Below are 22,986 nucleotides of genomic sequence, written 5' to 3' on the forward strand. Positions count from 1 at the left end.
CGATGCAATCGGATCGGAATCTGCTCTAGCGGCCTTGGCGGGTGGATGGGGGAAGTGCCATGCCCGCAACCGGCCAATCCAGTCATCCCCAAGGCTCAGCCTCTAATCGATACGCGTCCGGTATCCGTCGGGCGTGTCCGCAATCACCAGATCGAGAATCGCCTGACCCACGGCAGCCGGTTCCTTGAGCGTCGCCGGGTCTTCACCCGGAAAGGCCCGCGCCCGCATCGCTGTACGGGTGGCGCCCGGATCGACGATATGGGTGCGGATGGCGGAAATATTCTTCACTTCCTCGCCATAGGCGCCGACCAGGGTTTCGAGCGCCGCCTTCGAAGCGCCATAGGCGCCCCAATAAGCGCGCGGCGCCGCGCCGACCGAAGAGGTGATCGCCACCACGCGCGCATCGCCGCTCGCCCGCAGCATGCCGTCGAACGCCGCGATCAGCGCCTGGGGCGCGGCGACGTTGAGCGTCAGCAACCGGGCGAATTCCTTGGCGTCGATGGCTGGAACCGAAGCCAGGCTACCCAGCGTCGCCGCGTTAAGGACCAATATGTCCAGCGCCTGCCAGCGACCCGAAATGGCATGCGCCAATCGCCCGATGCTTTCGCCGTCGATGAGGTCCAGCGGCGCGATGGTCGCATTGCCGCCGCCCTCGTGAATGCGATCCTCCACCTCTTCCAGCCCGCCCGTGGTGCGGGCGGTCAGGATGACATGGGCGCCGGCGGCGGCGAGCGCTTCCGCCGTGGCGGCGCCGATGCCACGGCTCGCTCCGGTGACGAGGGCGAGCTTACCGGAAAGGGGTTGGCCGGAAAGGGGTTGGCCGGAAAGGGGTTGGGTCGACATGAATGTCCCTCATGGGGTCAGGAAGGAGCAAGCCCGAGGCCGCAAAGCGTCGGGCTGTCCGTCCAGCGGTAGGAAAGGCGTTCAGACCACTCGTTCGGCCAGCAGTTCGAGCTGGTTCTGAACCACAGCTTCGTCCTGGTCGGTCAGAGTGGTGGGATAGTCGCCGGTGAAGCAGGCGTCGCAATATTGCGGCCGTATGTCGGCGCGCTTCGCCTCGCCCAAGGCCTTGTACAGGCCGTCGATCGAGATGAAGGACAGGCTATCGGCATGAATGAAGTCCTGCATCCCGCCAATGTCCAGACGGTGCGCCAGCAGCTTGGTCCGTTCCGGCGTGTCGACGCCATAGAAGCAGCTATGCTTGGTCGGCGGACTGGCGATGCGCATGTGCACTTCCTTGGCGCCTGCCTCGCGCATCATCTGCACGATCTTGAGCGAAGTGGTGCCGCGCACGATCGAATCGTCGATCAGGACGATCCGCTTGCCCTCGATCAGGGCGCGATTGGCATTATGCTTCAGCTTCACGCCCAGATGGCGGACCTTGTCGCCCGGCTGGATGAAGGTGCGCCCGATATAGTGCGAGCGGATGATGCCCAACTCGAAGGGAATGCCCGATTGCTGGGCATAGCCGATTGCTGCCGGAACGCCGCTGTCGGGCACGGGGATGACGAAGTCCGCCTCGACCGGATTTTCAATGGCCAGTTGCGCGCCGATCGCCTTGCGGACCGAATAGACGCTGGAGCCGTCCACGACCGAATCGGGACGGCTGAAATAGACATGTTCGAAGATGCAGGGCCGGGCATGGGTGTCGCCGAAGGGACGGTGGCTGCGCACCTCGCCGTCATGGGTGACGATGACCAGTTCGCCCGGTTCGATGGAGCGGACATGCTCCGCGCCCACCACGTCGAAGGCGACGGTTTCAGAAGCGAAGATGATCGAATCGCCCAGCTTGCCCATGACCAGCGGCCGGATGCCCAGCGGGTCGCGGCAGGCAACCATGCCTTCGGGCGTCATGACGATCAGCGAATAGGCGCCCTCGACCTGCTTCAGCGCATCGATGAACTTGTCGAGCAGCGTGCGATAGGTGGACGTGGCGACCAGATGGATGATGACTTCCGTGTCCGACGTCGACTGGAAGATGGAACCGCGGCGGATCAGTTCCCGCCGCAGCTTCATGGCGTTGGAGATGTTGCCGTTATGCGCGACGGCGAAACCGCCCGAACTCAGTTCCGCATAAAGCGGCTGGACATTGCGGAGCGATGTCTCGCCGGTGGTGGAATAGCGGACATGGCCGCAGGCGGCGGTGCCGGGAAGGCCCCGAATCACTTCGTCGCGGTCAAAATTCCCGGCCACATGCCCCATCGCCCGATGGGTGTGGAAATCATGGCCGTCCCAACTGGTGATGCCCGCGGCTTCCTGGCCGCGATGCTGGAGCGCGTGAAGGCCAAGTGCCACCATGGCGGAGGCGGTTTCAGCGTTGAAGACGCCGAAAATGCCGCATTCCTCACGCAATTTGTCGTCGTCGAACGGGTTGGTCGTAAACATGGGTTTTTGATGGTCCACTGCCGATCCTGTGCGCCCTCATCGGGACGGCTTTCGCGCGCATATAGTGCGTTGAGGACGATTTGTCGCCTGCCTGTCACAAAAAAGGGATGCAATACCCACCGGCCGCTATTTTCCAGCGATGAAATTGGGAAAAAGGCCTACTGGCCTTGAGCCATTGGGGAGGCTAATAGCCTCTTCTCATGCATCGTTTCGCCAATCCTGCACGCTTCCTCAAAATTGCCCGGCCGTTGACCGCCTGGCTGTTCTGGCCGGGGCTGATCCTGCTGCTGGCCGGCGCCGGCTGCGGCCTGTTCGTGACCCCGGCGGACTATCTTCAGGGGGATACGGTGCGCATCCTCTACATCCATGTGCCGGCCGCGTGGCTGGGCATGGGCGGATGGACCGGAATCGCCGTCGCTGCCCTCATGCAGCTCGTCTGGCGCCATCCGCTTGCGGCCGTCGCGGGCCGGGCCATCGCCATGCCGGGCGCTTTCTTCACGGCGATCTGCCTTATCACCGGATCGATCTGGGGCCGGCCGACCTGGGGTACATGGTGGGAATGGGACGGACGCATGACCTCCATGCTGGTGCTGTTCTTCCTCTATCTCGGCTATATCGCGCTCGCCAATGCCAGCGCGCGGCAGGGCAGCGGCGGGGTGAGCCCGGTGACAGCCATTTTCGGGCTGGTGGGCGCGATCAACATCCCGATCATCAACCGCTCCGTCGTCTGGTGGAACAGCCTGCATCAGGGGCCCAGCATCACGCTGCGCGGGTCCAGCATCGATACCGCGCTGCTTTGGCCGCTTGGCTTCACCCTCGCCGGATTTACCTTGCTTTTCGCCGCGATCGTGCTGATGCGCATGCGCGCCATATTGGCGCAGAACAAGATCGAAGCGCGCATGCAAAGGCTGGCGCGGGGGTGAGGATATGAACCAGTGGGCTTTCGTCATCGGCGCCTATGCGCTGACCTTGTCGGGCACCGGCCTCATCAGCCTGTTCAGTTGGCGCGCGATGCGCAACGCTGAACGCAGGGCATCGGCGGGCAGGGTATCGGCGGACAGGGTATCGGCGGGCAGGGCATGAAGGCAAAGCATCAAAGGCTGATCCTGGCCGTGGTGGCCCTGCTCGCGCTGATCGGCGCGGGATTGCTGGCCGCTTCCGCGCTGAAGGACGAGGCGGCTTATTTCTACGCGCCCAATGACGTTAAGACCAAGGGCGTCGAGCCGGGCAAGCCGATCCGGCTGGGCGGCATGGTGGTCAAGGGCAGCCTGAAGCGCGCCAGCGACGGCGTCACCATCCATTTCGACGTCACCGACGGCAAGGCGACCGTTCCGGCGAGCTTCAAGGGCATCACGCCAGACCTTTTCCGCGAAGGTTCAGGTGTGGTGGCGGAAGGTGCTTTCGATGCGGGCGGCACATTCCAGGCCACCAATCTGTTGGCCAAGCATGACGAACGCTACATGCCGCGTGAACTGGAAGGCATGAGCTATGATGAGAAAACCCACAAGATGAAGGCCGAACGGTGAGCGAGAGCCAGCTTCATCGGCAAGGTCATGCTGGGGTTGGTTCAGCATCCGTCAGGCCCCGCGCTCCGCAACTCGAAGGGGCGGAGCAGGCGCGGCATCTGGTTCATGGTCACGAAGCATCCGGGGAGGAAGCGGCAGCATGATCGCTGAGGCCGGCCTTGCCGCATTATGGCTCGCCGCGTCCTTGGCGCTGCTTCAATTGGCGCTGGCCGCTATAGGGCTGGCGGGCGGCAAGAGCGAGCTGCTGGGCGCCGTCCGTCCGGTGGCGGTCGCGCAGGGGGTGCTGACCGCGACGGCCTTCGCCTTGCTGATCATGCTGTTCCTGCGATCCGACATGTCGGTCCTGCTCGTCGCCACCAACAGCCATTCGATGAAGCCATGGCTCTACAAATTCGCTGGAACCTGGGGCAATCATGAAGGGTCGATGCTGCTTTGGGTGACGGTGATGGGCGTCGCCGGATCGGCCGTCGCCTTGTTCGAGCGGGCCTTGCGGCGTGAAACCCATATGGCGACGCTGGGCGGACAGGCGGCGATCAGCCTTGGTTTCTACGCCTTCCTGCTTTTCGCCTCCAATCCCTTCGCGCGGATCGATCCGCCGGCGGCAGACGGGCAGGGGCTCAATCCGCTGTTGCAGGACCCCGGCCTCGCCTTTCATCCGCCGACGCTTTACCTTGGCTATGTCGGGCTGTCGGTTGCCTTTTCCTTCGCTGTCGGCGCATTGCTGACCCGGCAGGTGGACGCCGCTTTCGCCCGCGCCATGCGGCCCTGGGTATTGGGGGCGTGGATATTGCTGACGCTCGGCATCACGGCGGGCAGCTATTGGGCCTATTATGAGCTGGGCTGGGGCGGCTGGTGGTTCTGGGACCCGGTGGAGAACGCCTCGCTCATGCCGTGGCTGGCGGCGACGGCGCTGCTGCATAGCGTGACCGTGCTGGCCACCCGCGACGCCCTGCGCGCCTGGACGGTGATGCTGGCGGTCGTCGCCTTCTCCATGTCGATGGTCGGCACTTTCCTCGTCCGGTCGGGCATCCTGACCAGCGTCCACGCCTTTGCCGTCGATCCGGAGCGCGGAACCTTCATCCTGGCGTTGCTCGGCATCTATATCGGCGGGGCGCTGGCGCTGTTCGGCTGGCGCGTGGGCGCGGTCCGCGAGGGCGCGCCCTTCGAGCTGGTCAGCCGGGAAACCATGCTGGTCGTCAACAATCTGCTGCTGTCGGTCATATTGGGGCTGGTGCTGATCGGCACGCTTTATCCGCTGCTGACCGAAGCCTTCGGCCATAAGGTGTCGGTCGGCGCGCCCTATTTCGACCGCATCGCCGGGCCTGTCGCGCTTGCCCTGATGATCGTCATGGTCCTTGGGCCGCTGACCCGCTGGCGGCGCGACCGGATGCGGGAGGTGAGCCGGCGCATAACCGTCCCGCTGATAATGGCGGGATTGGTTTTCCTCGCCTTGTCGGCATTCGCCTGGGGACGGATCGGCATATTGCCTTTCCTCGGCCTGGTGATCGCCCTGGCCGTCGCTGTGGGGAGTGTCGCGCCGCTCTGGAAGCGCAATCTGCGTCGCACGCCACTTTTCACCTGGGGCATGGTGATCGCGCATCTGGGCTGCGCGGTCAGCCTGGCCGGCATGGCCTGCGATTCGGCCTTCACGGTGGAAAAGCTGGTGGCCGCCCGCCCCGGCGATACTGTGGAGACGGCGGGCTGGACGATCCGGTTCAAGCAGATTCTGCCGATAGCGGGCGATAACTGGACCGCGCTCCAGGCGGATATGGAAGCCAGCCGGAACGGTGGGGAGCCGGTCCTGATCCACCCGCAGTCCCGCTTCTTCGCCTCGCCGCCCACGACGACGACGGAGGCCGCTCTGCTGACCCGCTGGAATGGCCAGCTCTATGTCGTGCTGGGGCAGGAGGCGGATGAAGGCCGCTGGCAGCTCCGCATCTGGTGGAAGCCTTTCGTGACGCTGATCTGGCTGGGTGGTTTCCTGATCGCTGTGGGCGGCGCGCTGGCGCTGGTCGGGCGGGAACGGCGCGGATGGCTGCTCAAATGGCGGGCGCGCAGGGCCGTGGAGGCCGGCGCATGAGGAAGCCGCTGATCTGGCTGCCGCTGGCGCTGTTCCTTGGTTTTTTCGGGCTGTTTGCCAGCGGGCTGCTGCGTCCGGACGACCGGATCATCAATTCGAAACTGGTGGGCAAGGCGCTGCCTGCCTTTGTCCTGCCTGCCGCCGCGAGCGACCGGCCGCCGCTGGCAAGTTCGGAACTCGCGACCGGCAAGCCGCGCCTGCTCAATATCTTCGCGAGCTGGTGCGTGCCCTGCGCGGCCGAGGCGCCGCAGTTGCTGGCGCTCAGGCAGGCGGGCGTGGAGATCGACGCCATCGCCATCCGCGATGCCCGGCCCGATGTCGACGCCTTCCTCAAGCGCTATGGCAATCCCTATTCCCGCATCGGCCTGGATGCGCGGAGCGAGGTGCAGATCGCCATGGGTTCGTCGGGCGTGCCCGAAAGCTTCATCATCGATGGAAGGGGCCGCATCGCCTATCAGCATGTCGGCGACATCCGTCAGGATGATGTGCCGATGATCCTGGACCGGCTGAGGAACGCGCAATGAGGATGCTGGTCGCCCTGCTGGCGCTGATGCTGAGCGTGCCGGTCTTCGCGCAGTCCGCGCTGCCGCCGGCGCCCTATGCCGACCGTCAGATCGAAGACCCGGCCCTGGAGAAGAAGGCGCGGACGCTGATGGAGACGATCCGCTGCCTCACCTGCCAGAGTCAGTCGATTGCCGACAGCAATGCCAGCATGGCCGGCGACATGCGCTCCCAGATTCGCGAACGCATCATGGCGGGGGAAGAGCCCGAGCATATCCGCGCCTGGCTGATCGAGCGCTATGGCGACTGGGTCAGCTATGAGCCGACAGCCGATCCGATCCTCTGGCCGCTCTGGGCCGCGCCCCTGATCCTGCTGGGATTGGGGCTGCTGCTGCTGCGCGGTCGGATCAAGCGGGGGAGGCGGGTATGACCGGCTGGATCATCGCCGGCGCCCTGCTGGTCCTGGTGAGCGTGGCGCTCGTCCTTGTCGGGCGGGTACCGCGGTCGGCCTGGGAAATCACGGCCGCTGCGCTGTTGCTGGGTTTGGCCGGCTATGCGTGGCAGGGCCGTCCCGGACTGGCTGGCTCGCCCCGGCAGGCGGCCGACAGGGGCGGCGCCGCGTTCGACGAGAAGCTGGCCGAGCAACGCCGGGGCCTTGCCGAGCGCTATGGCAAGGCGGGCCAATGGCTGATGCTTTCGGACGGCCTTGGCCGACAGGGGAAGACGAAGGAAGCGGCGAACGTCCTTTTGTCCGGACTTCGCGAGACTCCGGACGATCCCAATTTGTGGCTGGGCTTCGGCAATGCGCTGGTCGCGCATGCAGGCGGAGTGCTGTCTCCCGCCGCCGATTTCGCCTATCGCCGGTCGATGGTGATCGATCCCGAAGGTCCGGCGCCCCGCTATTTCTATGGACTGGCCCTCGCCCGGGCGGGGCAACTCAAGGAAGCCCGCGCCCTTTGGGGCCCGCTGGCCGCCAGCGCCCCCGAAGGCAGCGAGGTCAAGAAGGAACTCGAAGGCAATATCGCGCGTATCGATGCCATGCTCGGGTCCGAAGGCCGATAGACGGTCGAAGCCGCAGCGGCATCATTGCCACCACCCGGGAGCCGTGATAGGGCGCGGCGGTTTGCGGGGGCTTATGGAATGACAAGACGGGCCGCTTCCCCGTTCGGGTGTCCAAAGATCATGACAATTCGGCATTTTCTTCATGGCTGACGAGATCACCAACGGCGCCGTGCGCGTCGATGACGAGGGCGCCCATGATCACGGTCATGCCGGACAGAAGGCCACGCTGAAGCTGGTCGTCGGTGCGATCGGCATCGTCTTCGGGGACATCGGCACCAGCCCGCTTTATGCCTTCCGCGAAACATTCGCCGGGCATCATCATCTGGACCTCGATCCGGATCATATATTGGGCGTCATCAGCCTGATGTTCTGGTCGATGATGCTGGTCGTGACGCTGAAATATGTCACCGTCATCATGCGTGCGGACAACAAGGGGGAGGGAGGCAGTCTCGCCCTGCTCGCCCTGATCAACGGCCAGACCAGGACGCAGCGATGGTCGCGCGGCATCGTCCTGCTCGGGGTGTTCGCGACGTCCCTTTTCTACGGCGACTCGATGATCACGCCCGCCGTGTCGGTGCTGTCGGCGGTCGAGGGACTGGCGGTCTACAACAGCAGCCTTGCGCCGCTGATCCTGCCGGCCGCGATCGTCATCCTGCTCGGCCTGTTCTGGATACAGGGACTGGGGACCAACCGGGTCGCATCGCTGTTCGGCCCGATCATGCTGTTCTATTTCCTGACCATCGCGGTTCTGGGCATCATCAGCATCGTCAAGACGCCGGGCATCCTCCACGCCTTCAATCCCTATTGGGCGGTCATGTTCTTCGTCACCGATCCGCTGCCGGCATTCCTCGCCCTGGGCGCGGTCGTGCTGGCCGTTACGGGCGCGGAAGCGCTCTACGCCGATATGGGGCATTTCGGACGCAGCCCGATCCGCGTGTCCTGGTTGACCTTCGTCCTGCCCGCCTTGATGATGAACTATATGGGGCAGGGCGCGCTGCTGTTCCGGGAGGGCGCGGCCGCCCTTCACAGCCCCTTTTATTATCTGGCCCCGCAATGGGCGCAATTGCCGCTGGTCGGGCTGGCCACGCTGGCCGCGATCATCGCCAGCCAGGCGGTGATCTCCGGCGCTTTTTCTGTCACGCAGCAGGCGATACAGCTCGGCTTCATGCCGCGCCTGCGGATTGCGCATACCAGCGCGTCGACGGCCGGCCAGATCTACATCCCCCTCATCAACTGGGGGCTGATGGTCATGGTGATCCTGTTGGTGCTGGTGTTCCAGACCTCGTCGAACCTCACGGCCGCCTATGGCATCGCCGTCACGGGCGCGATGTTCATCGACAATGTGTTGCTGACGGTGCTGCTCTACCGGCTATGGAAATGGCGCTGGTATTATTCGGCGCCGCTGCTGTCGGTGCTGTTCCTGGTGGACGGCGCCTATCTGGCCGCCAATTTCACCAAGGTGCCCGATGGCGGCTGGTTCCCGCTGCTGATCGGCTTCGTGATCTTCACCCTGCTCACCACCTGGTCGCGCGGGCGCCGTCTGGTTCAGGACCGGCTGCGCGAAGCGGCCATGCCGATTCCCGTCTTCGTCGCGTCCGCCGCGAACAGCGCGGTTCGGGTGCCCGGTACGGCGGTTTTCATGACCTCCACGCCCGATGGCGTTCCCCATGCGCTGCTGCATAATCTCAAGCACAACAAGGTGTTGCATGAGCGCGTCATCCTCTTGACCGTCAAGATCAAGGATGTGCCGGTTGTAGAAGATGACGGGCGCTTCAAGCTGGAGGATCTGGGCCGCGGATTCTTCCGGCTGGTGCTGCAATATGGCTTCATGCAGGAACCGGACGTCCCCGCCGCGCTGAAGAATGTGACTGGTTGCGGTCAGGCGTTCAGGATGATGGACACCAGCTTCTTCCTAGCCCGGCAGACGCTGCTGCCGTCGGCCAAGCCGGGGATGCCGCTGTGGCGGGAGAAGATTTTCGCCTGGATGCTGCGCAATGCGGAAAGTGCAATGGAATTCTTCCGGCTGCCGACCAATCGCGTGGTCGAACTGGGCAGCCAGGTCGAGATCTGATCCATATAAAAGGGCGCGGCAGGACCGCCGCGCCCCATCTTCCATCCAAGCGGATCAGGCCGCGTCGCGATCGGCATTGATCTCGACGAGCTGACCGCCGTTGATCGCGATCTTCTTCGGCTTCATCGCCTCCGGAACCTCACGCACCAGTTCGATCGTCAGCAGACCATCGGCCAGGTCGGCCTTTTCGACCCGTACGAAATCGGCGAGTTCGAAGCGGCGTTCGAAGCTGCGGTTGGCGATGCCGACATGCAGGAAGCGAGAGCGGTCGCCGCCCTGCGATTCTTCCTTGCGCCCGGTGACCTGGAGCAGGTTCTGCTGGGCAGTGATGTCGATCTCGTCCGTCCGGAAGCCCGCGACGGCCAGCGTGACGCGATAGCGATCTTCGGAAATCCGTTCGATGTTGAACGGGGGATAATTGTCGCCTTGCTGCAACCGGGCGTTGTTCTCGATCAGGTCGAAGAGACGATCGAAGCCCACGGTCGAGCGGCGATAGGGGGTAAGGTCAAAACCACGCATTGTCATAATCTCCCAAAGAGCAAAATGAACATGCCGGACCCAGAACAAGGCATCCGGCGGTACCATGCCCAACCCCATATGGCGGCTGGACGGCTTTGATATGGTTCGATGGAAAAGCGTTTCAAGTGGTCTGGCGGCGGGATTTTGGATGCGTGGCGGGCGCCATGCGCAGCCTTGTTCACATGCCCGGAGGCGGCCCAATGGCTGGTCGTTCAAGCCCGAAAAGAAAAGTACCCGGGCCGTGTTTCCACGACCCGGGTACTAATGGACGATTGCTCGTCTCCCCCTTGGCCTGCCTCAACCGCTTCTCAGCCCCCTAAGCTCGAAGCGGGATGCAGTATCCCTGAACCACGGCCATTTACCTGTGCTTCGTCGCCTGTGCTATGTATAGAGCAGGCCGCTGTCACGGGCTATTTCCCAGCCTTGTGATTTTCCCCGCGAGGCTGTGGCTCCGGTGCAACAATCCGGCAATGCTTGCCGTCGGTCGATAGCATGCTAGACGGGCTGCCTGTCCAATCGAGAGGCCATTCGCGCCGTCATGATTCTATCCCGATACGAACGCATGATTGCCAAGCGTTACCTGCTGCCCGGCAAGGGGGAGGGGTTCATATTCCTGGTTGCCGGCATCAGCCTGGCCGCCGTGATGCTGGGGGTGGCGGCGCTGATCATCGTGATGAGCGTGATGAACGGCTTTCGCGCCGAACTGTTCGACAAGATCGTGGGCCTTAACGGTCATGCCGTCGTCCAGGGCTATGGCGGACGCCTGCCGGACTGGAAGGCGGTGTTGAGGGAGGCGAAGGCGACGCCCGGCGTGACCAGCGCCACGCCATTGATCGAGCAGCCCCTGCTGGGCAGCTTTCAGGGGCGGGTGGAAGCGGTGCTGGTGCGCGGCATGACCGTGAACGACATCCGCAACAATGCAACGCTGAAGGCGAAGGTCGTGGCCGGCAGCCTGAGCGCGCTGACCCCCAATGGCGGCAAGGTGGCGATAGGGTCGCGGCTGGCGGAAAATCTGGGCATCCAGTTGGGCGACAGCCTTACCATCATCAATCCGGCGGGCCGTTCGACGCCCTTCGGCACGGTGCCGCGGCAGGTATCCTATCAAGTGGCCGCCATTTTCGAGGTCGGCATCTACGATTATGACAAGGCCTTCGTCGTCATGCCGGTGGAGGACGCGCAGACATTGCTGCTGTTGGGCGACGTCGTCAGCATGATCGAGGTGGAGACCGTCAACGCCGACCAGGTGGCCGCCATATTGGAACCCTTGGCCGGCAAGGTCGCGGGCCGCGCTATCGTCACCGACTGGCGGCAGATGAATGCCTCGCTGTTCGAGGCGCTGGCGGTCGAGCGCGTCGCCATGTTCGTCGTGCTGTCGATCATCGTGCTGGTGGCGGTTTTCAACATCCTCTCCTCGCTCATCATGCTGGTGCGCGCGAAGACGCGCGACATCGCCATCCTGCGGACCATGGGTGCGAGCCGGGCCGGGCTGGTGAAGATATTCATGACCGTGGGCGTGACGATCGGCGCGTTGGGCATGGCGGCGGGCATGGTGCTGGGCTTCACCTTCCTGTTCTTCCGTCAGAGCGTGGTGAACGCGATCCAGTTCATGACCGGGCAGAATCTCTGGGACCCCTCGATCCGCTTCCTTACCGAATTGCCGGCCAAGCCCGATCCGGTGGAGATCGCCATCATCTGCCTGATGGCGTTGATCTTCAGCTTCCTGGCGACGCTCTATCCCGCGTTCAAGGCCGCCAATACCGATCCCGTGCAGGTGCTGCGTTATGAATGAGATATTGAAGGTCGCAGGCCTCAAGCGCAGCTTCACCCAGGGTGGCGTCACCATAGAGGTGTTGCGCGGTGTCGAGTTGTCGGTGGCGCCGGGAGAGATTGTGGCGTTGCTCGGTCCGTCGGGATCGGGGAAATCGACGCTGCTCCAGGCGGTAGGACTGTTGGAGGGCGGCTTCGACGGATCGATCCGCATCGCGGGCGAGGAAGCGGCGAAGCTCGACAATGACGGACGGACGCGGCTTCGCAGGGATGCGCTGGGCTTCGTCTATCAGTTCCACCATCTGCTTCCCGACTTCAATGCGGTGGAGAATGTCATCCTGCCGCAGGTGATCCGCGATGCGGAGATGGCAACGGCCCGCGCTCGCGCCGAATCCCTGCTCGGGTCATTGGGGCTTGGCCATCGGCTGGAACATCGGCCCAGCCAGCTTTCCGGCGGCGAGCAGCAGCGCGTGGCCGTGGCGCGGGCGCTCGCCAACCAGCCTGCGCTGGTCCTTGCGGACGAGCCCACCGGCAATCTGGACGAGCGGACCGCCGACGTCGTGCTGGCCGAATTCCTGCGGCTGGTGCGCGAGGAAGGTTCCGCCGCGCTGGTGGCGACGCATAATGAAAGACTGGCGGAGAAGATGGACCGGGTTGTCCGCCTTCACGAAGGGCTGCTGGAGGAAAGTTCAGGCGGAATGTGACGCCGCATCCCGGACCGTCGCGATGACGATCTGGTTCCGTCCCTGATTCTTCGCCCGAAGCAGCGCGGCATCCGCCGTCCGGACCAGTGTTTCCGCCCTGCCATGGTCGGGGAAGACGGCAAGGCCAAAGGAGGCTGTGATCGGCCCCAGTTCTTCGCCCCGATGCTCGACTCGCAGTTCCTGCAATTTCTGCTGCACCTGAATGGCGCGGTCGATGGCCTGGTCCTGCGCGAAGCCGGGCATCAACAGCACGAACTCCTCCCCGCCCAGACGGAAAGCGCAATCCTTTTCCCGCAACGCTTCGTCCAGCACGCCGCCCACGGCGCGCAGCACGGCATCGCCCGCATCATGGCCATGGGCGTCGTTGAACCGCTTGAAATGATCGATGTCGACCATCAGGCAGGCCAGCGGCGTCAGGGCGCTTTCGGCATGGGCCACCTGTTCGTTGAACACCGCATCGAAGCGGCGACGATTGGCCAGCCCGGTCAGCGGATCGGCCATGGCCATCTGCCGCAACGCATCGCGCAGCCGCAGATTGGCAAGAGCCAGGCCGATATTTTCCGCCAGCATCTCCAGATATTTCTCGGTGCGGCCGATCTGGTCGGCGGTACGATCCTCGGGCTGCTCGACATAGAGCAGGCCGATGCTCTCCCCCTGCGCCGTCAGCGGTATGCAGATGGTGCGGACCTGCGCATTTCCCGTCAGATGCTCGCAGGGAATGTCGACCAGATCGCCGGCCGGCTTGTGAATCTGCCCCCGCCGCAGCGCCCAACAGGCGGCGGGCGTAAAATCGCCGCCCGACTGCCGGGGCGACAGCCAGTCGCAGGCCTGCACCATCATGTTGCGGCGCGTGTCGTGAATGTAGAGCCGCCCGGCAAAACCCGGCGCGATCTCAGGCGCGAAACGCCGGACGACCTCGACCAGGTCGCTGGTGCTGTCGCATCCCTGCAGGCGTTGCGTCATGCGGGAAAGCTGGTCGCGCGTGATCCGGTCCGCATCGCGTTCCTGCTCCAGCCTTTGCCTTTCCAGGCCGTTTTCCCGGAAAATGCGGATGGCCTGCGCCATGTCGCCAATCTCGTCCACCTGGGGAAAGTCGGGCGGCACAGCGGCGTAATCCTGCGCGGCGAGGCGCGTCACGACATCGCTCAGCCTCACCACCGGACGCAATATGCGCTGCTTCAGGATGAAGTAGAGCACGCACAGGAACAGCAGGGCGGTAGCACCCAGCATGATTTCCGACATGATGCGCCACTGCCGGGCCGCTTCGGTCGCCTGCTGGACGGTGTTTTCGGCCCGCTGGTCCAGCATATACTGGAATTTGCCGATCTGGGCGGCGACGCGATCGAGTTCCCGGCCATATTCGTCCCCGAAGACTATGGTGCGCGCGGTCTCCCGGTCTCCCTTTTCGGCGGCGTTGATGGCGGCTTCCTGCTCATCGGTCAGCGCGTCGGCCCAGTGCAACCCCTGCCGCAACGCCGCCAGTTCGCTGATGCTTGCTCCCCGGTCGCGCAGATGCAGGATACGCTGCTCGACAGAGCGGAGCGCCGCCTTCTCCCGCCGATAGGCGATGATATGCGACGGATCGCCCGTAATCACATAGGCGCGCGCCTGCTCGGTCAGCCGATAGGTGTCTTCCTCCAGCGTGGCGGTCATCTGGTCGAACACGGCCCGCTGCTCGACGGCGGCCCGCTCCTTTTCTTCGGCGCTGGAGGCCATCAGCATGACCGCCCCCGAAGCGAGGGTAAGGGCCACGGTGGCGCCATAGGCATAGTTGGTGATGGTGGATAGACGCATGATCCGCTCAGGCTAGAACTCAATAGTTGGAGATGTGTTAACCATCGGCCAGTGACGGCGCAATTTTACCCACGACTTTCTGCGTCCGGGGGCTGGCGCCGAATCGGTGGGAATGCCTAGATGAGGTCATGCCTCATGCCGGTTTCGTCCCCCTTCGCGTCTTTTCATCCTTCACCATGCTGGAGGGGGCGATCGACCCCAAGAAGATCGCGAAGCAGGCCAGGGCTCTGGGCTTTCCCGCCGCGGCCATCACCGACCGTAACGGCCTGTATGGCTCCATGGCCTTTTCCGACGCCTGCAAGGGGGAGGGGGTGCAGCCGATCATCGGCGCGATGATCGGCGTTTCGCGCCCAGACCGGCCGGCCAATGCGGCGCCCGTGCACGACTGGATCGCCCTCTATGCGCAGGATGCGGCCGGCTATGACAATCTCTGTGCGCTGGTATCCATGGCGCATCTCGACAGGCCCGTCGAAGAGGTGCCGCATATCAGCCTAAACATGCTGGAGGGGCGGACCGATGGCCTGATCGCCTTGACCGCCGGAGGGGAAGGCGCGCTGGCGCGGCTCTTCGCCGAGGATCAGCCTGCTGCTGCGCTGGCCTATGCCAGTCGGCTGGAAGCGCTGTTTCCCGGAAGGCTCTATATCGAAATCTGCCGCCGTTTCGACCCCATCGAAGGGAAGGCGGAACCGGAACTGCTCGATCTTGCCTATGCCCGCGACCTGCCTCTGGTGGCGACCAACCCGACCTGCTTTGCCGAGCCGCATTTTCACGAAGCGCATGACGTGATGCTCTGCATTGCCGACAGCGCCTATGTCGAGACGCCCGACCGTCGCACCAGTTCGCCGGACGCCTGGATGAAACCGGCGGCGGAGATGAGGCGACTGTTCGAGGATTTGCCCGAAGCGCTCGCCAATACGCTGGTGGTCGCCCAGCGCTGCGCCATTGCCGCCCCCAAGCGCAAGCCCATCCTCCCCAGCCTGGCCGGGGACATAGAGGGCGAGGCGAAGATGCTGCGCGAGCAGGCGACGGCAGGGCTGGAAGCCCGGCTGGCCAAGGCCGGCATCACCGACGAGGAAGCGCGAAAGCCCTATTTCGACCGGCTGCGGTTCGAAACCGACATCATCATCCAGATGGGATTTCCGGGCTACTTCCTGATCGTGGCCGACTTCATCAAATGGGCGAAGGATCATGACATTCCGGTGGGGCCGGGACGCGGTTCGGGCGCTGGATCGGTCGTCGCCTGGGCGCTGACGATCACCGATCTGGACCCGCTGCAACTGGGATTGCTGTTCGAGCGCTTCCTGAATCCGGAACGCGTCTCCATGCCGGACTTCGACATCGACTTCTGCGAAACCCGGCGAGGCGAGGTGATCCGCTACGTCCAGCAGAAATATGGCACGGACCATGTCGCGCAGATCATCACCTTCGGAAAGCTGAAGGCGCGCGCCGTTCTGAAGGACACGGGCCGCGTCCTGCAGATGAGCTATGGGCAGGTCGACCGCCTGGCCAAGCTGGTGCCCAACCATCCGACCGATCCCTGGACGCTGGAACGCTCGCTGAACGGCGTGGCGGAGTTCAGGGCGGAATATGACAATGACGCGCAGGTCAGGCGGCTGATCGACTATGCGATGAAGCTGGAGGGGTTTCCGCGCCATAGCTCCACCCATGCGGCGGGCGTGGTGATCGGCGACAGGCCGCTGTCGCAACTGGTGCCGCTCTATCGCGATCCGCGCTCCGACATGCCGGTGACGCAGTTCGACATGAAATATGTCGAGGGCGCGGGGCTGGTGAAGTTCGACTTCCTTGGCCTCAAGACGCTGTCCGTCTTGCAGAAGGCGGTGCAACTGCTTGCGGGCCGGGGGGTGGAGGTCGACCTCAATTCGCTCGGCTGGGACGATCCGGCGGTCTATGAACTGCTCCAGCGGGGCGATACGGTCGGCGTGTTCCAGTTGGAATCGGAGGGCATGCGCAAGACGCTGGCCGCCGTGCGTCCGACCAATTTCGGGGACATCATCGCGCTGGTGTCGCTCTACCGCCCTGGGCCGATGGATAATATCCCGATGTTCGGCCGTCGCAAGAACGGTCAGGAAGAGATTGAATATCCACATATATTGCTGAAACCGATCTTGGAAGAGACCTATGGCATCTTCGTCTATCAGGAACAGGTGATGCAGGCCGCGCAGATATTGGCGGGCTATTCGCTGGGCGATGCCGACCTTCTGCGCCGCGCCATGGGCAAGAAGATCAAGGCGGAGATGGATGCGCAACGCGCCCGCTTCGTCGAGGGGTGCGCGAACAGCGGCATCGCGGCGGGCAAGGCGAACGAACTGTTCGACTTGATCGACAAGTTCGCGGGCTATGGCTTCAACAAGTCGCACGCCGCCGCCTATGCTCTGCTCGCCTATCAGACTGCCTGGCTGAAGGCGCATTATCCGGCGGAATTCTATGCCGCGTCCATGGCCTTCGACATCCACCTGACGGACAAGCTGACCGTGTTCGTGGACGACATGCGGCGCATGGGGCTGAGCTGCCTGGCGCCGGACATCAACCGCAGCCTGGCGGATTTTTCGGTCGAACCGGTCGAATATGAAGGCGACGACCCGCGCCTGGGCTTTGCCGTGCGCTATGCGCTGGGCGGGCTGAAAGGCGTGGGCGAGAAGGCGATGGAACAGCTTGTGGCCGAGCGGGAGGTTGGCGGCCCGTTCAAGTCGCTGGACGATTTTGCCGACCGGATCGAGCCGCGTCTGCTCAACCGGCGGCAATTGGAAAGCCTGGCGGCGGCTGGCGCCTTCGACGGCGTGCATGCCGACCGGGCCGGCGTCCATGCAGCGGCGGAAACGATCCTCAGCGTCGCCTCCAGCGCTGCGGAGGCAAGGGAAAGCGGTCAGGGCGGTCTGTTCGGAGATGTCGAAACGCCGCATGCGGATGTCCGCATCCCGCCGCACCAGACCTGGTCGACGGCGGACCGCATGGCGCAGGAAAAGGATGCCTTCGGCTTCTATTTCTCCGCGCATCCGGTGGACCGCTACCGCCATCTGGCAGAGGCGCGCGGCGCGAAAAGCTATGGCGCGATTTGCGCCGAACCGGTGGCGGAGGGCGGACGTGCCACCGGCGTGATGGCGGCCATGGTCGAGGATGTGCGCTGGCGTGAAACCAAGCGCGGTGCGCGCTATGCCGCCGCAACATTCTCCGACAGCAGCGGTCAGTTTCAGGCAAGCTGCTTCGATGAGGATGCCTGCAAGGCTATCGAAGATATGGCGCGCGAAGGCGATTGCGCGTTGCTGATGGTTGAACTGGACCGCTTGCCGGGCGAAGAAACGCCGCGGGTGACGGTCCGCGGGGTGGAGCCTTTCCGCCAATTGGCCAATAGTTCCCGCATGGAACTGGTGGTCGATGTGAGCGATGCAGCCGCAATCGGGACGTTGGCGCAGCTTCTGGCGCGCGCGAAGGGAGGACGGAGCGAAGTCTTCCTGCGTGCGCCCGTGGGGGGAGGCAAGGCGGCGCGGCTGTTCCTGGGCGACGATTATCTGATCGGTGCGGACCAGGTTGACAGCATCGCGACGATTGCCGGCCTGCGCATTGGGTCGTTCGAACGGATGGAAGCCAAAGCGGACGGCTATCGCGCACGCAATCGGCGTTCGGGCTTGCGCTTGGTGGCGGGTTGAGCTTCCTCCGGCCAAGGACAGCTTGCCCTCACCGTCGCCATGTGCAGGAACCTCAGTTCCGAAGCTCGATCTGGAGCCTGAACCCCTAGAATAGGCTCATCTGGTCACCCTCCGGCCTTCGGAACAGATCGGTGCTCAGAGTCACCCGTTCTCCAGTGAAGCCCGCCCGTTTCCGTGCCTTTTGAAAGCGCGTGCGGATCAGGTCGGCCCATACTCCCTGCCCGCGCATCCGGCTGCCGAAATTCGCGTCATTGTCGCGACCGCCCCTTATGTCATGGATGATTGCCATCACCTTGGCCGCGCGGTCGGGATAATGTTCTTCCAGCCAGGCGCGGAACAGCGGGGCGACTTCATGGGGCAGGCGGACGGGGATATAGCTGGCGTCCCGTGCGCCAGCCGATGCGACGCGAGCGACAATATCCTCTATCTCATGATCGGTGATAGCGGGAACGATGGGCGATATGCTGGCGACGACCGGTATGTCCGCATCCGCCAACCGCCGGATCGCCTCCACCCGGCGAAGCGGATGCGGCGCGCGCGGTTCCAGCGTTCTGGCCGTGGCGGGATTCAGCGAGGTCACCGAAATCATCACCGCGACCAGCCTTTCCCGCGCCATGCAGGTCAGCAGGTCGATGTCGCGCAATATCCGGTCGGATTTGGTCGTGATATAGACCGGATGACGGCATTCCCACAATATTTCAAGGCATTGTCTGGTGATCCTCCAATCCCGTTCGATCGGCTGATAGGGATCGGTATTGGTGCCCATCGCAATCGGGTTGACCTGATGGGATTTCTTGGAAAGCTCCTTGCGAAGCAACGTTGCCGCGTCGGGCTTCGCAAACAGCCGGGTTTCGAAATCCAGGCCCGGCGACAGGTCGTGATAGGCATGGGTCGGACGGGCGAAGCAATAGATGCAGCCATGTTCGCAGCCCCGATAGGCGTTGATCGACTGGCTGAAGGCAATGTCGGGAGAGTTGTTGCGGCTGATGATGGTTCGAGGGCGTTCTACGGTCACCTCCGTACGCCGCCGCGGCGGGACGCCGTCAATGTCGGTCAGGGCATCCAGCCAATCGCCGTCGACCGTTCGTTCGGGCATGTTGAAACGCCGGCTTTCGCCGTTTACCGTCGCACCTCTGCCTTTCTCAACCGCCATCTCCTAATTAGAACATAAAGGGAACATGTTGACAAGGCCGTATCCGCCGGTTCATCTGAAGCCCATTCGAAAAGGGGGACATGATGCGGAAGATCATCGCCGCGGCAGGCTTGTGGATGGCTCTGGCAACGCCCGGCCTGGCTGCCGACACTGGGGCTTGCGGTGCGGGCCTGATATGCGCGAGCAATCCGCAAACCGTGGTGCAGGCGCTTCAGGCCGCCGGATACAGGGCGCTGTTGGGCAAGAGCAAGCAAACCGGCAATCCGAAGATCGAAAGCGCGGCGAGCGGCTATGATTACTCGATCTTCTTCTATGAATGCGAGCAGACGCGGCATTGCGGATCGCTGCAATTTCAGGTGAGCTTTGAGGATGACGGCGGCAATACGCCGGAGCTTGCCAATAAATGGAACAAGGACAAGAGGTTCGCGCAGATGTCCGTCTGGGACGACGGATCGCTGGCGGTCGCCTATGACGTGACGACCGTCGGCGGGCTTAACCAGAAGAATTTCGCGGATGTGATCGACTGGTGGACGGTCATGCTGGGCGAGGCCAGCAAATTCTTCAAGGAAAACCCTGCGCCGACCAAATGAGGGTGCGAATTGTGGCGATGTCTCAGCGTTCGGTCAGGCGCGGCATGAGTTCCACGAAGTTGCAGGGCCGGAAACGATTGTCGAGTTGGCTGACGAGGATGCCGTCCCAGGCATCCTTCACCGCGCCCGTCGATCCAGGCAGCGCGAAGATATAGGTGCCCCGTGCGACGCAGGCGGTCGCCCGCGACTGGATGGTGGACGTGCCGATGCTTTGATAGCTGAGCCAGCGGAACAACTCTCCAAAGCCCGGAATTTCCTTGTCCTGCACCTGCGCCAGAGCCTCCGGGGTGACGTCGCGGCCCGTGACTCCCGTTCCGCCGGTCGTGATGATGCAGTCGATCTGCGGATCGTCGATCCAGCCATGCAGGCGCGCGACGATGGCCGAGCGTTCGTCCCGCTCGATATGACGATCGGCCAGGACATGGCCGGCGGCGGCAATGCGATCCGCCAGAATGTCGCCCGACCTGTCGTCGGCGGCCGTGCGGCTGTCCGACACTGTCAGCAATGCAATCCGAACCGGCAGGAAGGGCCGGCCTTCGTCGATCGGCATCAGTCGGAACCGCCGGCAATGCTGGCGGCAATGCTTGCGCTGGCCATCGGCTTCCTGGGGGCCAGGCGCACCAGGCGCGTGCCCTTCGTTCCCGGAAAGGTCGGCCAAAGTCCCTGCGCCATGCCGGCCAGCGATTCCGCACTGCCCTTCGCCTGGATCTGATACATCCAATAGTTGCGCATCACGATGTTCACATAGGCGCGCGTTTCGTAATAGGGCAGGGATTCGATGAACAGCAGCGGGTCGCCATTGTCCTTCACTTCGCTGTTCCAACGCTCGACGGGCATCGGCCCGGCATTATAGGCGGCCATCACCTTGGGCAGCAGCCCGCCGGTCGCGCCCATGTCGCGCAGATTTTCGAGGTAGCGCTGGCCATATTCCATATTGGTCGACGGCACGAACAGTTGATCGGACGCGGAAAGCCCCATCAGGCTGCCCGTGCTGGGCAGCACCTGCATCAGTCCACGGGCGCCTGCGCTGCTCACGACATCCCGGCGGAAACCGGATTCCTGGAGCGCATGGGCATAGATCAGCGCCGGGTCGACCCGCCATCCACCATCCGGCCGCCAATCGGGCGCGGGGAAGCGCGCGAAACTGCCCGGCTGCTTGCCCGCAGGACCGTTATGAGCGAGCCAGAGCTGGGTTTCCGGCAGGCTCAGCGCGCCCGCCAGCCGGATCAGCGCATCATATTGGCCGGTCCCGCCGATCTTCGCCTGATAGCGCAGGATCTGGTCCGCTCGTGCCGTTTCACCAATGGCTGACAGGGTGACGGCCGCCCGCACATTAGGGCTGTCCTTGAGCTGCTGCCATTCCGTAGCGCCGAAGCGAGGTGCGGCAGGCGCGCCGCCCAGGGGCACGGCCAGCGTTTCGCGGGCCAGCAGGCCGTAGAAGCTCTCTTCCGAGCGCGCAGCGGTCTTCAGCAGGGCTTCGACCCGCTCCGGTTCTCCGCACACCATATAGGCGCGCGCCGCCCAATAGGCGCCTGCCGCGCGCATGTCGCTATTGCCGGCCAGCGCCGCGACATTGCCGAAAGCAGGCGCAGCAGCCCGGCAGTCATTCTGGCGCCAGGCCGCAAGGCCGGTGGTCCAATAGGCCTGCACAGCCCAATCGCCGCCGCTGCGGCCTTCAAGGGCCTTCGCCGCCATGCGCCGGGCGTTGGCGTCGTCGCTTTCGATATAATAGGCCCAGGCGATGCGCTGCCGCACTTCGGTCAGGCCCTCCGGCGTCAGCCCAGCCTCACCGGTGGAAAGCAGGGCTTCGGCGCCGGCCGGATCGTCATTCTTGATGAAGGGCTGGATTTGACCGACCAGTGCTTGCGCCAGCGCATCGGTCTTCACCGCCGACACATATTCGCGGCGGGGCGCGCCACCCAGCCAGACCATCTTCTGCACCTGGGGCAGGGCGGGTAGGATCGTGGCGCCACGCTTCTGCGCCAGCCGCGAAAGCTGATCGGCCTTGTCCAGCCATGGCGCCTTGTTGATGAGGTCGAGCAGTTCGAACAGCTCGACCCTGGGGGAATTCCTTGCGAGGTAGAGTTCGGCCAGGGCGACCGGGCGGAAAGCGTCCTGTGCGTCCAGCGCGCCGATCATCGCCTTCGCATCCATCCATTTCTGGTCCCGCAAGGCGGCGTAAATGGCGCTGTACCGGCCCTTGTCGGCCTCGCTCAGCTGGAGAGGCGATGAGGGCAATTCCCTGGCCATCGCGGGAACAGTAACCGCCGTGTCGGCGTTTGCCGGCATGGCCGTCGCGGCGAAAGCCAGCGCTGCCAGGCATGATGAAAGGGTGGTTGCGCGAATCACTCAGTCATTTCCTCGATCAGACCTTGCAGCACACGCCAACATTCTGCCTTTGCTGCGGGTTGGCCAAGCAGCAAACGCGGGTGAAATGTGGCGAAGGCGGGTAAGGTGCCGCCATCATGGTTAAAATTCCGTAAACCTGTCTCCGGCGTTGGCAGAAGGGTGCGGATCGTTCGGTCGCCCAACAACAATAATCTTCGTGGAGAGGCAAGCATCACATGTGTGCGCATGCGCGCTGCGGCCGCCGCCAGATCCGACGCCTCCACCATCGCGCCCGGCGGACGGGACAGGAAGAGCGACCCCAGATGGATGTCCTGCCGCTTGAGGCCGATCGTCCGCAACATGGCATCGAACAATTGACCCGCGCGCTCGCTGAGCAGGGCTCCTGCCTCGATGTCTGCGGGATCGGGCATGTCGGTGATGACCATGAGAGGTGCGTTGACGGGCCCTGCGGGCATGAGCGCGGCCCCCGGCCAGCGTCGCTCCGGCTGGGCGGCGTCCTCCGCAAGCCAGGTCAGGAAGGAGTCGAAAGACTGGGGCTTAGTCTGGGCGGGAGCATCGTCGGGCGCGGCGATCCGCGTTCGCGGCGGCTCCTGAACGGGGCGCAACCAGTTGGTCGGTTCCTCGCCGATGGCGCAATCCACGCCGGCCAGCCTCCACCACGCCATATAGGCATTGGCGGTCTCCGCCAGATTTTCCTGCAATAATCCCCGCATCGATTGTCTTGGGCCAGAGGTTGACGCCGTGGTCAAGTTTCTTCATCGCGCTCAGTGGCAAAACGTTTGGGTAGCGCGGCGACCGGATCAGGAAGGAAAACCGGCGG

The 22,986-nt window shown here is 63.9% G+C and carries 20 protein-coding genes; 12 read left to right on the forward strand and 8 right to left on the reverse strand.

Going from position 1 to position 22,986, the window contains the following annotated elements:
- Positions 1-102: 102 nt before the first annotated feature.
- Positions 103-843, reverse strand: coding sequence for an SDR family NAD(P)-dependent oxidoreductase (locus tag K7W03_RS08675; protein ID WP_222886066.1), 741 nt, complete (start codon positions 841-843; stop codon positions 103-105).
- 81 nt (positions 844-924) lie between these two features.
- The gene (purF, locus tag K7W03_RS08680) at positions 925-2,385 is read right to left on the reverse strand and encodes an amidophosphoribosyltransferase (RefSeq protein WP_044662385.1); all 1,461 of its coding nucleotides are present in this window, start codon (positions 2,383-2,385) and stop codon (positions 925-927) included.
- 200 nt (positions 2,386-2,585) lie between these two features.
- Here purF and ccmC point away from each other — a divergent pair, with 200 nt between their 5' ends.
- The 8 genes from ccmC (at position 2,586) to K7W03_RS08720 (ending at position 9,625) form a co-directional block, all read left to right on the forward strand.
- Entirely contained in the window at positions 2,586-3,308 is a 723-nt protein-coding gene (gene ccmC / locus K7W03_RS08685; RefSeq protein ID WP_048577085.1) for a heme ABC transporter permease CcmC, read from the forward strand.
- A gap of 4 nt (positions 3,309-3,312) precedes the next feature.
- The gene (locus tag K7W03_RS08690) at positions 3,313-3,468 is read left to right on the forward strand and encodes a hypothetical protein (protein ID WP_222886067.1); all 156 of its coding nucleotides are present in this window, start codon (positions 3,313-3,315) and stop codon (positions 3,466-3,468) included.
- Positions 3,465-3,911: a cytochrome c maturation protein CcmE gene (ccmE, locus tag K7W03_RS08695; protein WP_222886068.1), complete on the forward strand. Its 447-nt coding sequence runs from the start codon at positions 3,465-3,467 to the stop codon at positions 3,909-3,911. The genes K7W03_RS08690 and ccmE overlap by 4 nt, the downstream gene beginning before the upstream one ends.
- A gap of 139 nt (positions 3,912-4,050) precedes the next feature.
- Complete coding sequence (locus K7W03_RS08700) at positions 4,051-5,991, forward strand: heme lyase CcmF/NrfE family subunit (protein ID WP_222886069.1); 1,941 nt, start codon at positions 4,051-4,053, stop codon at positions 5,989-5,991.
- The gene (locus K7W03_RS08705; protein ID WP_222886070.1) at positions 5,988-6,515 is read left to right on the forward strand and encodes a redoxin family protein; all 528 of its coding nucleotides are present in this window, start codon (positions 5,988-5,990) and stop codon (positions 6,513-6,515) included. The genes K7W03_RS08700 and K7W03_RS08705 overlap by 4 nt, the downstream gene beginning before the upstream one ends.
- On the forward strand, positions 6,512-6,922 hold the full coding sequence (locus K7W03_RS08710) for a cytochrome c-type biogenesis protein CcmH (protein WP_222886071.1): 411 nt from the start codon (positions 6,512-6,514) through the stop codon (positions 6,920-6,922). Before K7W03_RS08705 ends, K7W03_RS08710 begins: the two co-directional genes overlap by 4 nt.
- A complete protein-coding gene (locus K7W03_RS08715; RefSeq protein WP_222886072.1) occupies positions 6,919-7,554 on the forward strand; it encodes a tetratricopeptide repeat protein in 636 nt (211 codons plus the stop codon). Before K7W03_RS08710 ends, K7W03_RS08715 begins: the two co-directional genes overlap by 4 nt.
- Positions 7,555-7,696: 142 nt before the next feature.
- Positions 7,697-9,625, forward strand: coding sequence for a potassium transporter Kup (locus K7W03_RS08720; protein WP_025547421.1), 1,929 nt, complete (start codon positions 7,697-7,699; stop codon positions 9,623-9,625).
- Between the two features lie 54 nt (positions 9,626-9,679).
- On the opposite strand, the gene K7W03_RS08725 is transcribed toward K7W03_RS08720, so the two are convergent.
- The gene (locus K7W03_RS08725) at positions 9,680-10,144 is read right to left on the reverse strand and encodes an Hsp20 family protein (RefSeq protein WP_007685769.1); all 465 of its coding nucleotides are present in this window, start codon (positions 10,142-10,144) and stop codon (positions 9,680-9,682) included.
- Positions 10,145-10,682: 538 nt separating this feature from the next.
- Between K7W03_RS08725 and K7W03_RS08730 the strand changes: the two genes are divergently transcribed.
- Entirely contained in the window at positions 10,683-11,933 is a 1,251-nt protein-coding gene (locus K7W03_RS08730) for a lipoprotein-releasing ABC transporter permease subunit (protein WP_044662378.1), read from the forward strand.
- Positions 11,926-12,615, forward strand: a complete 690-nt coding sequence (locus tag K7W03_RS08735; protein ID WP_048577091.1) for an ABC transporter ATP-binding protein — start codon at positions 11,926-11,928, stop codon at positions 12,613-12,615. Before K7W03_RS08730 ends, K7W03_RS08735 begins: the two co-directional genes overlap by 8 nt.
- Here the strand turns inward: K7W03_RS08735 and K7W03_RS08740 are convergent.
- Positions 12,601-14,409 (reverse strand): diguanylate cyclase, encoded by a 1,809-nt coding sequence (locus K7W03_RS08740; protein ID WP_222886073.1) that lies wholly within the window; start codon positions 14,407-14,409, stop codon positions 12,601-12,603. The genes K7W03_RS08735 and K7W03_RS08740 overlap by 15 nt on opposite strands.
- Before the next feature lie 128 nt (positions 14,410-14,537).
- On the opposite strand from K7W03_RS08740, the gene dnaE reads away from it, so the two are divergent.
- On the forward strand, positions 14,538-18,074 hold the full coding sequence (dnaE, locus tag K7W03_RS08745; protein WP_222886074.1) for a DNA polymerase III subunit alpha: 3,537 nt from the start codon (positions 14,538-14,540) through the stop codon (positions 18,072-18,074).
- A gap of 85 nt (positions 18,075-18,159) precedes the next feature.
- On the opposite strand, the gene K7W03_RS08750 is transcribed toward dnaE, so the two are convergent.
- On the reverse strand, positions 18,160-19,227 hold the full coding sequence (locus K7W03_RS08750; protein WP_222886075.1) for a PA0069 family radical SAM protein: 1,068 nt from the start codon (positions 19,225-19,227) through the stop codon (positions 18,160-18,162).
- An 80-nt stretch (positions 19,228-19,307) separates the two neighbouring features.
- Here K7W03_RS08750 and K7W03_RS08755 point away from each other — a divergent pair, with 80 nt between their 5' ends.
- Positions 19,308-19,817: a YbjN domain-containing protein gene (locus K7W03_RS08755; RefSeq protein ID WP_226869931.1), complete on the forward strand. Its 510-nt coding sequence runs from the start codon at positions 19,308-19,310 to the stop codon at positions 19,815-19,817.
- Positions 19,818-19,839: 22 nt separating this feature from the next.
- Here K7W03_RS08755 and moaB read toward each other — a convergent pair whose 3' ends face one another.
- The 3 genes from moaB to K7W03_RS08770 are packed head-to-tail and all read right to left on the reverse strand — an operon-like array spanning position 19,840 to position 22,879.
- Positions 19,840-20,367, reverse strand: a complete 528-nt coding sequence (gene moaB / locus K7W03_RS08760) for a molybdenum cofactor biosynthesis protein B (RefSeq protein WP_044662373.1) — start codon at positions 20,365-20,367, stop codon at positions 19,840-19,842.
- Entirely contained in the window at positions 20,367-22,166 is a 1,800-nt protein-coding gene (locus K7W03_RS08765) for a lytic transglycosylase domain-containing protein (protein ID WP_222886076.1), read from the reverse strand. Before K7W03_RS08765 ends, moaB begins: the two co-directional genes overlap by 1 nt.
- Positions 22,163-22,879 (reverse strand): uracil-DNA glycosylase family protein, encoded by a 717-nt coding sequence (locus tag K7W03_RS08770; protein WP_226869933.1) that lies wholly within the window; start codon positions 22,877-22,879, stop codon positions 22,163-22,165. The genes K7W03_RS08765 and K7W03_RS08770 overlap by 4 nt, the downstream gene beginning before the upstream one ends.
- Positions 22,880-22,986: the final 107 nt, after the last annotated feature.

Source organism: Sphingobium sp. PNB, from assembly GCF_019873065.1.
GTDB classification, from domain to species: domain Bacteria; phylum Pseudomonadota; class Alphaproteobacteria; order Sphingomonadales; family Sphingomonadaceae; genus Sphingobium; species Sphingobium fuliginis.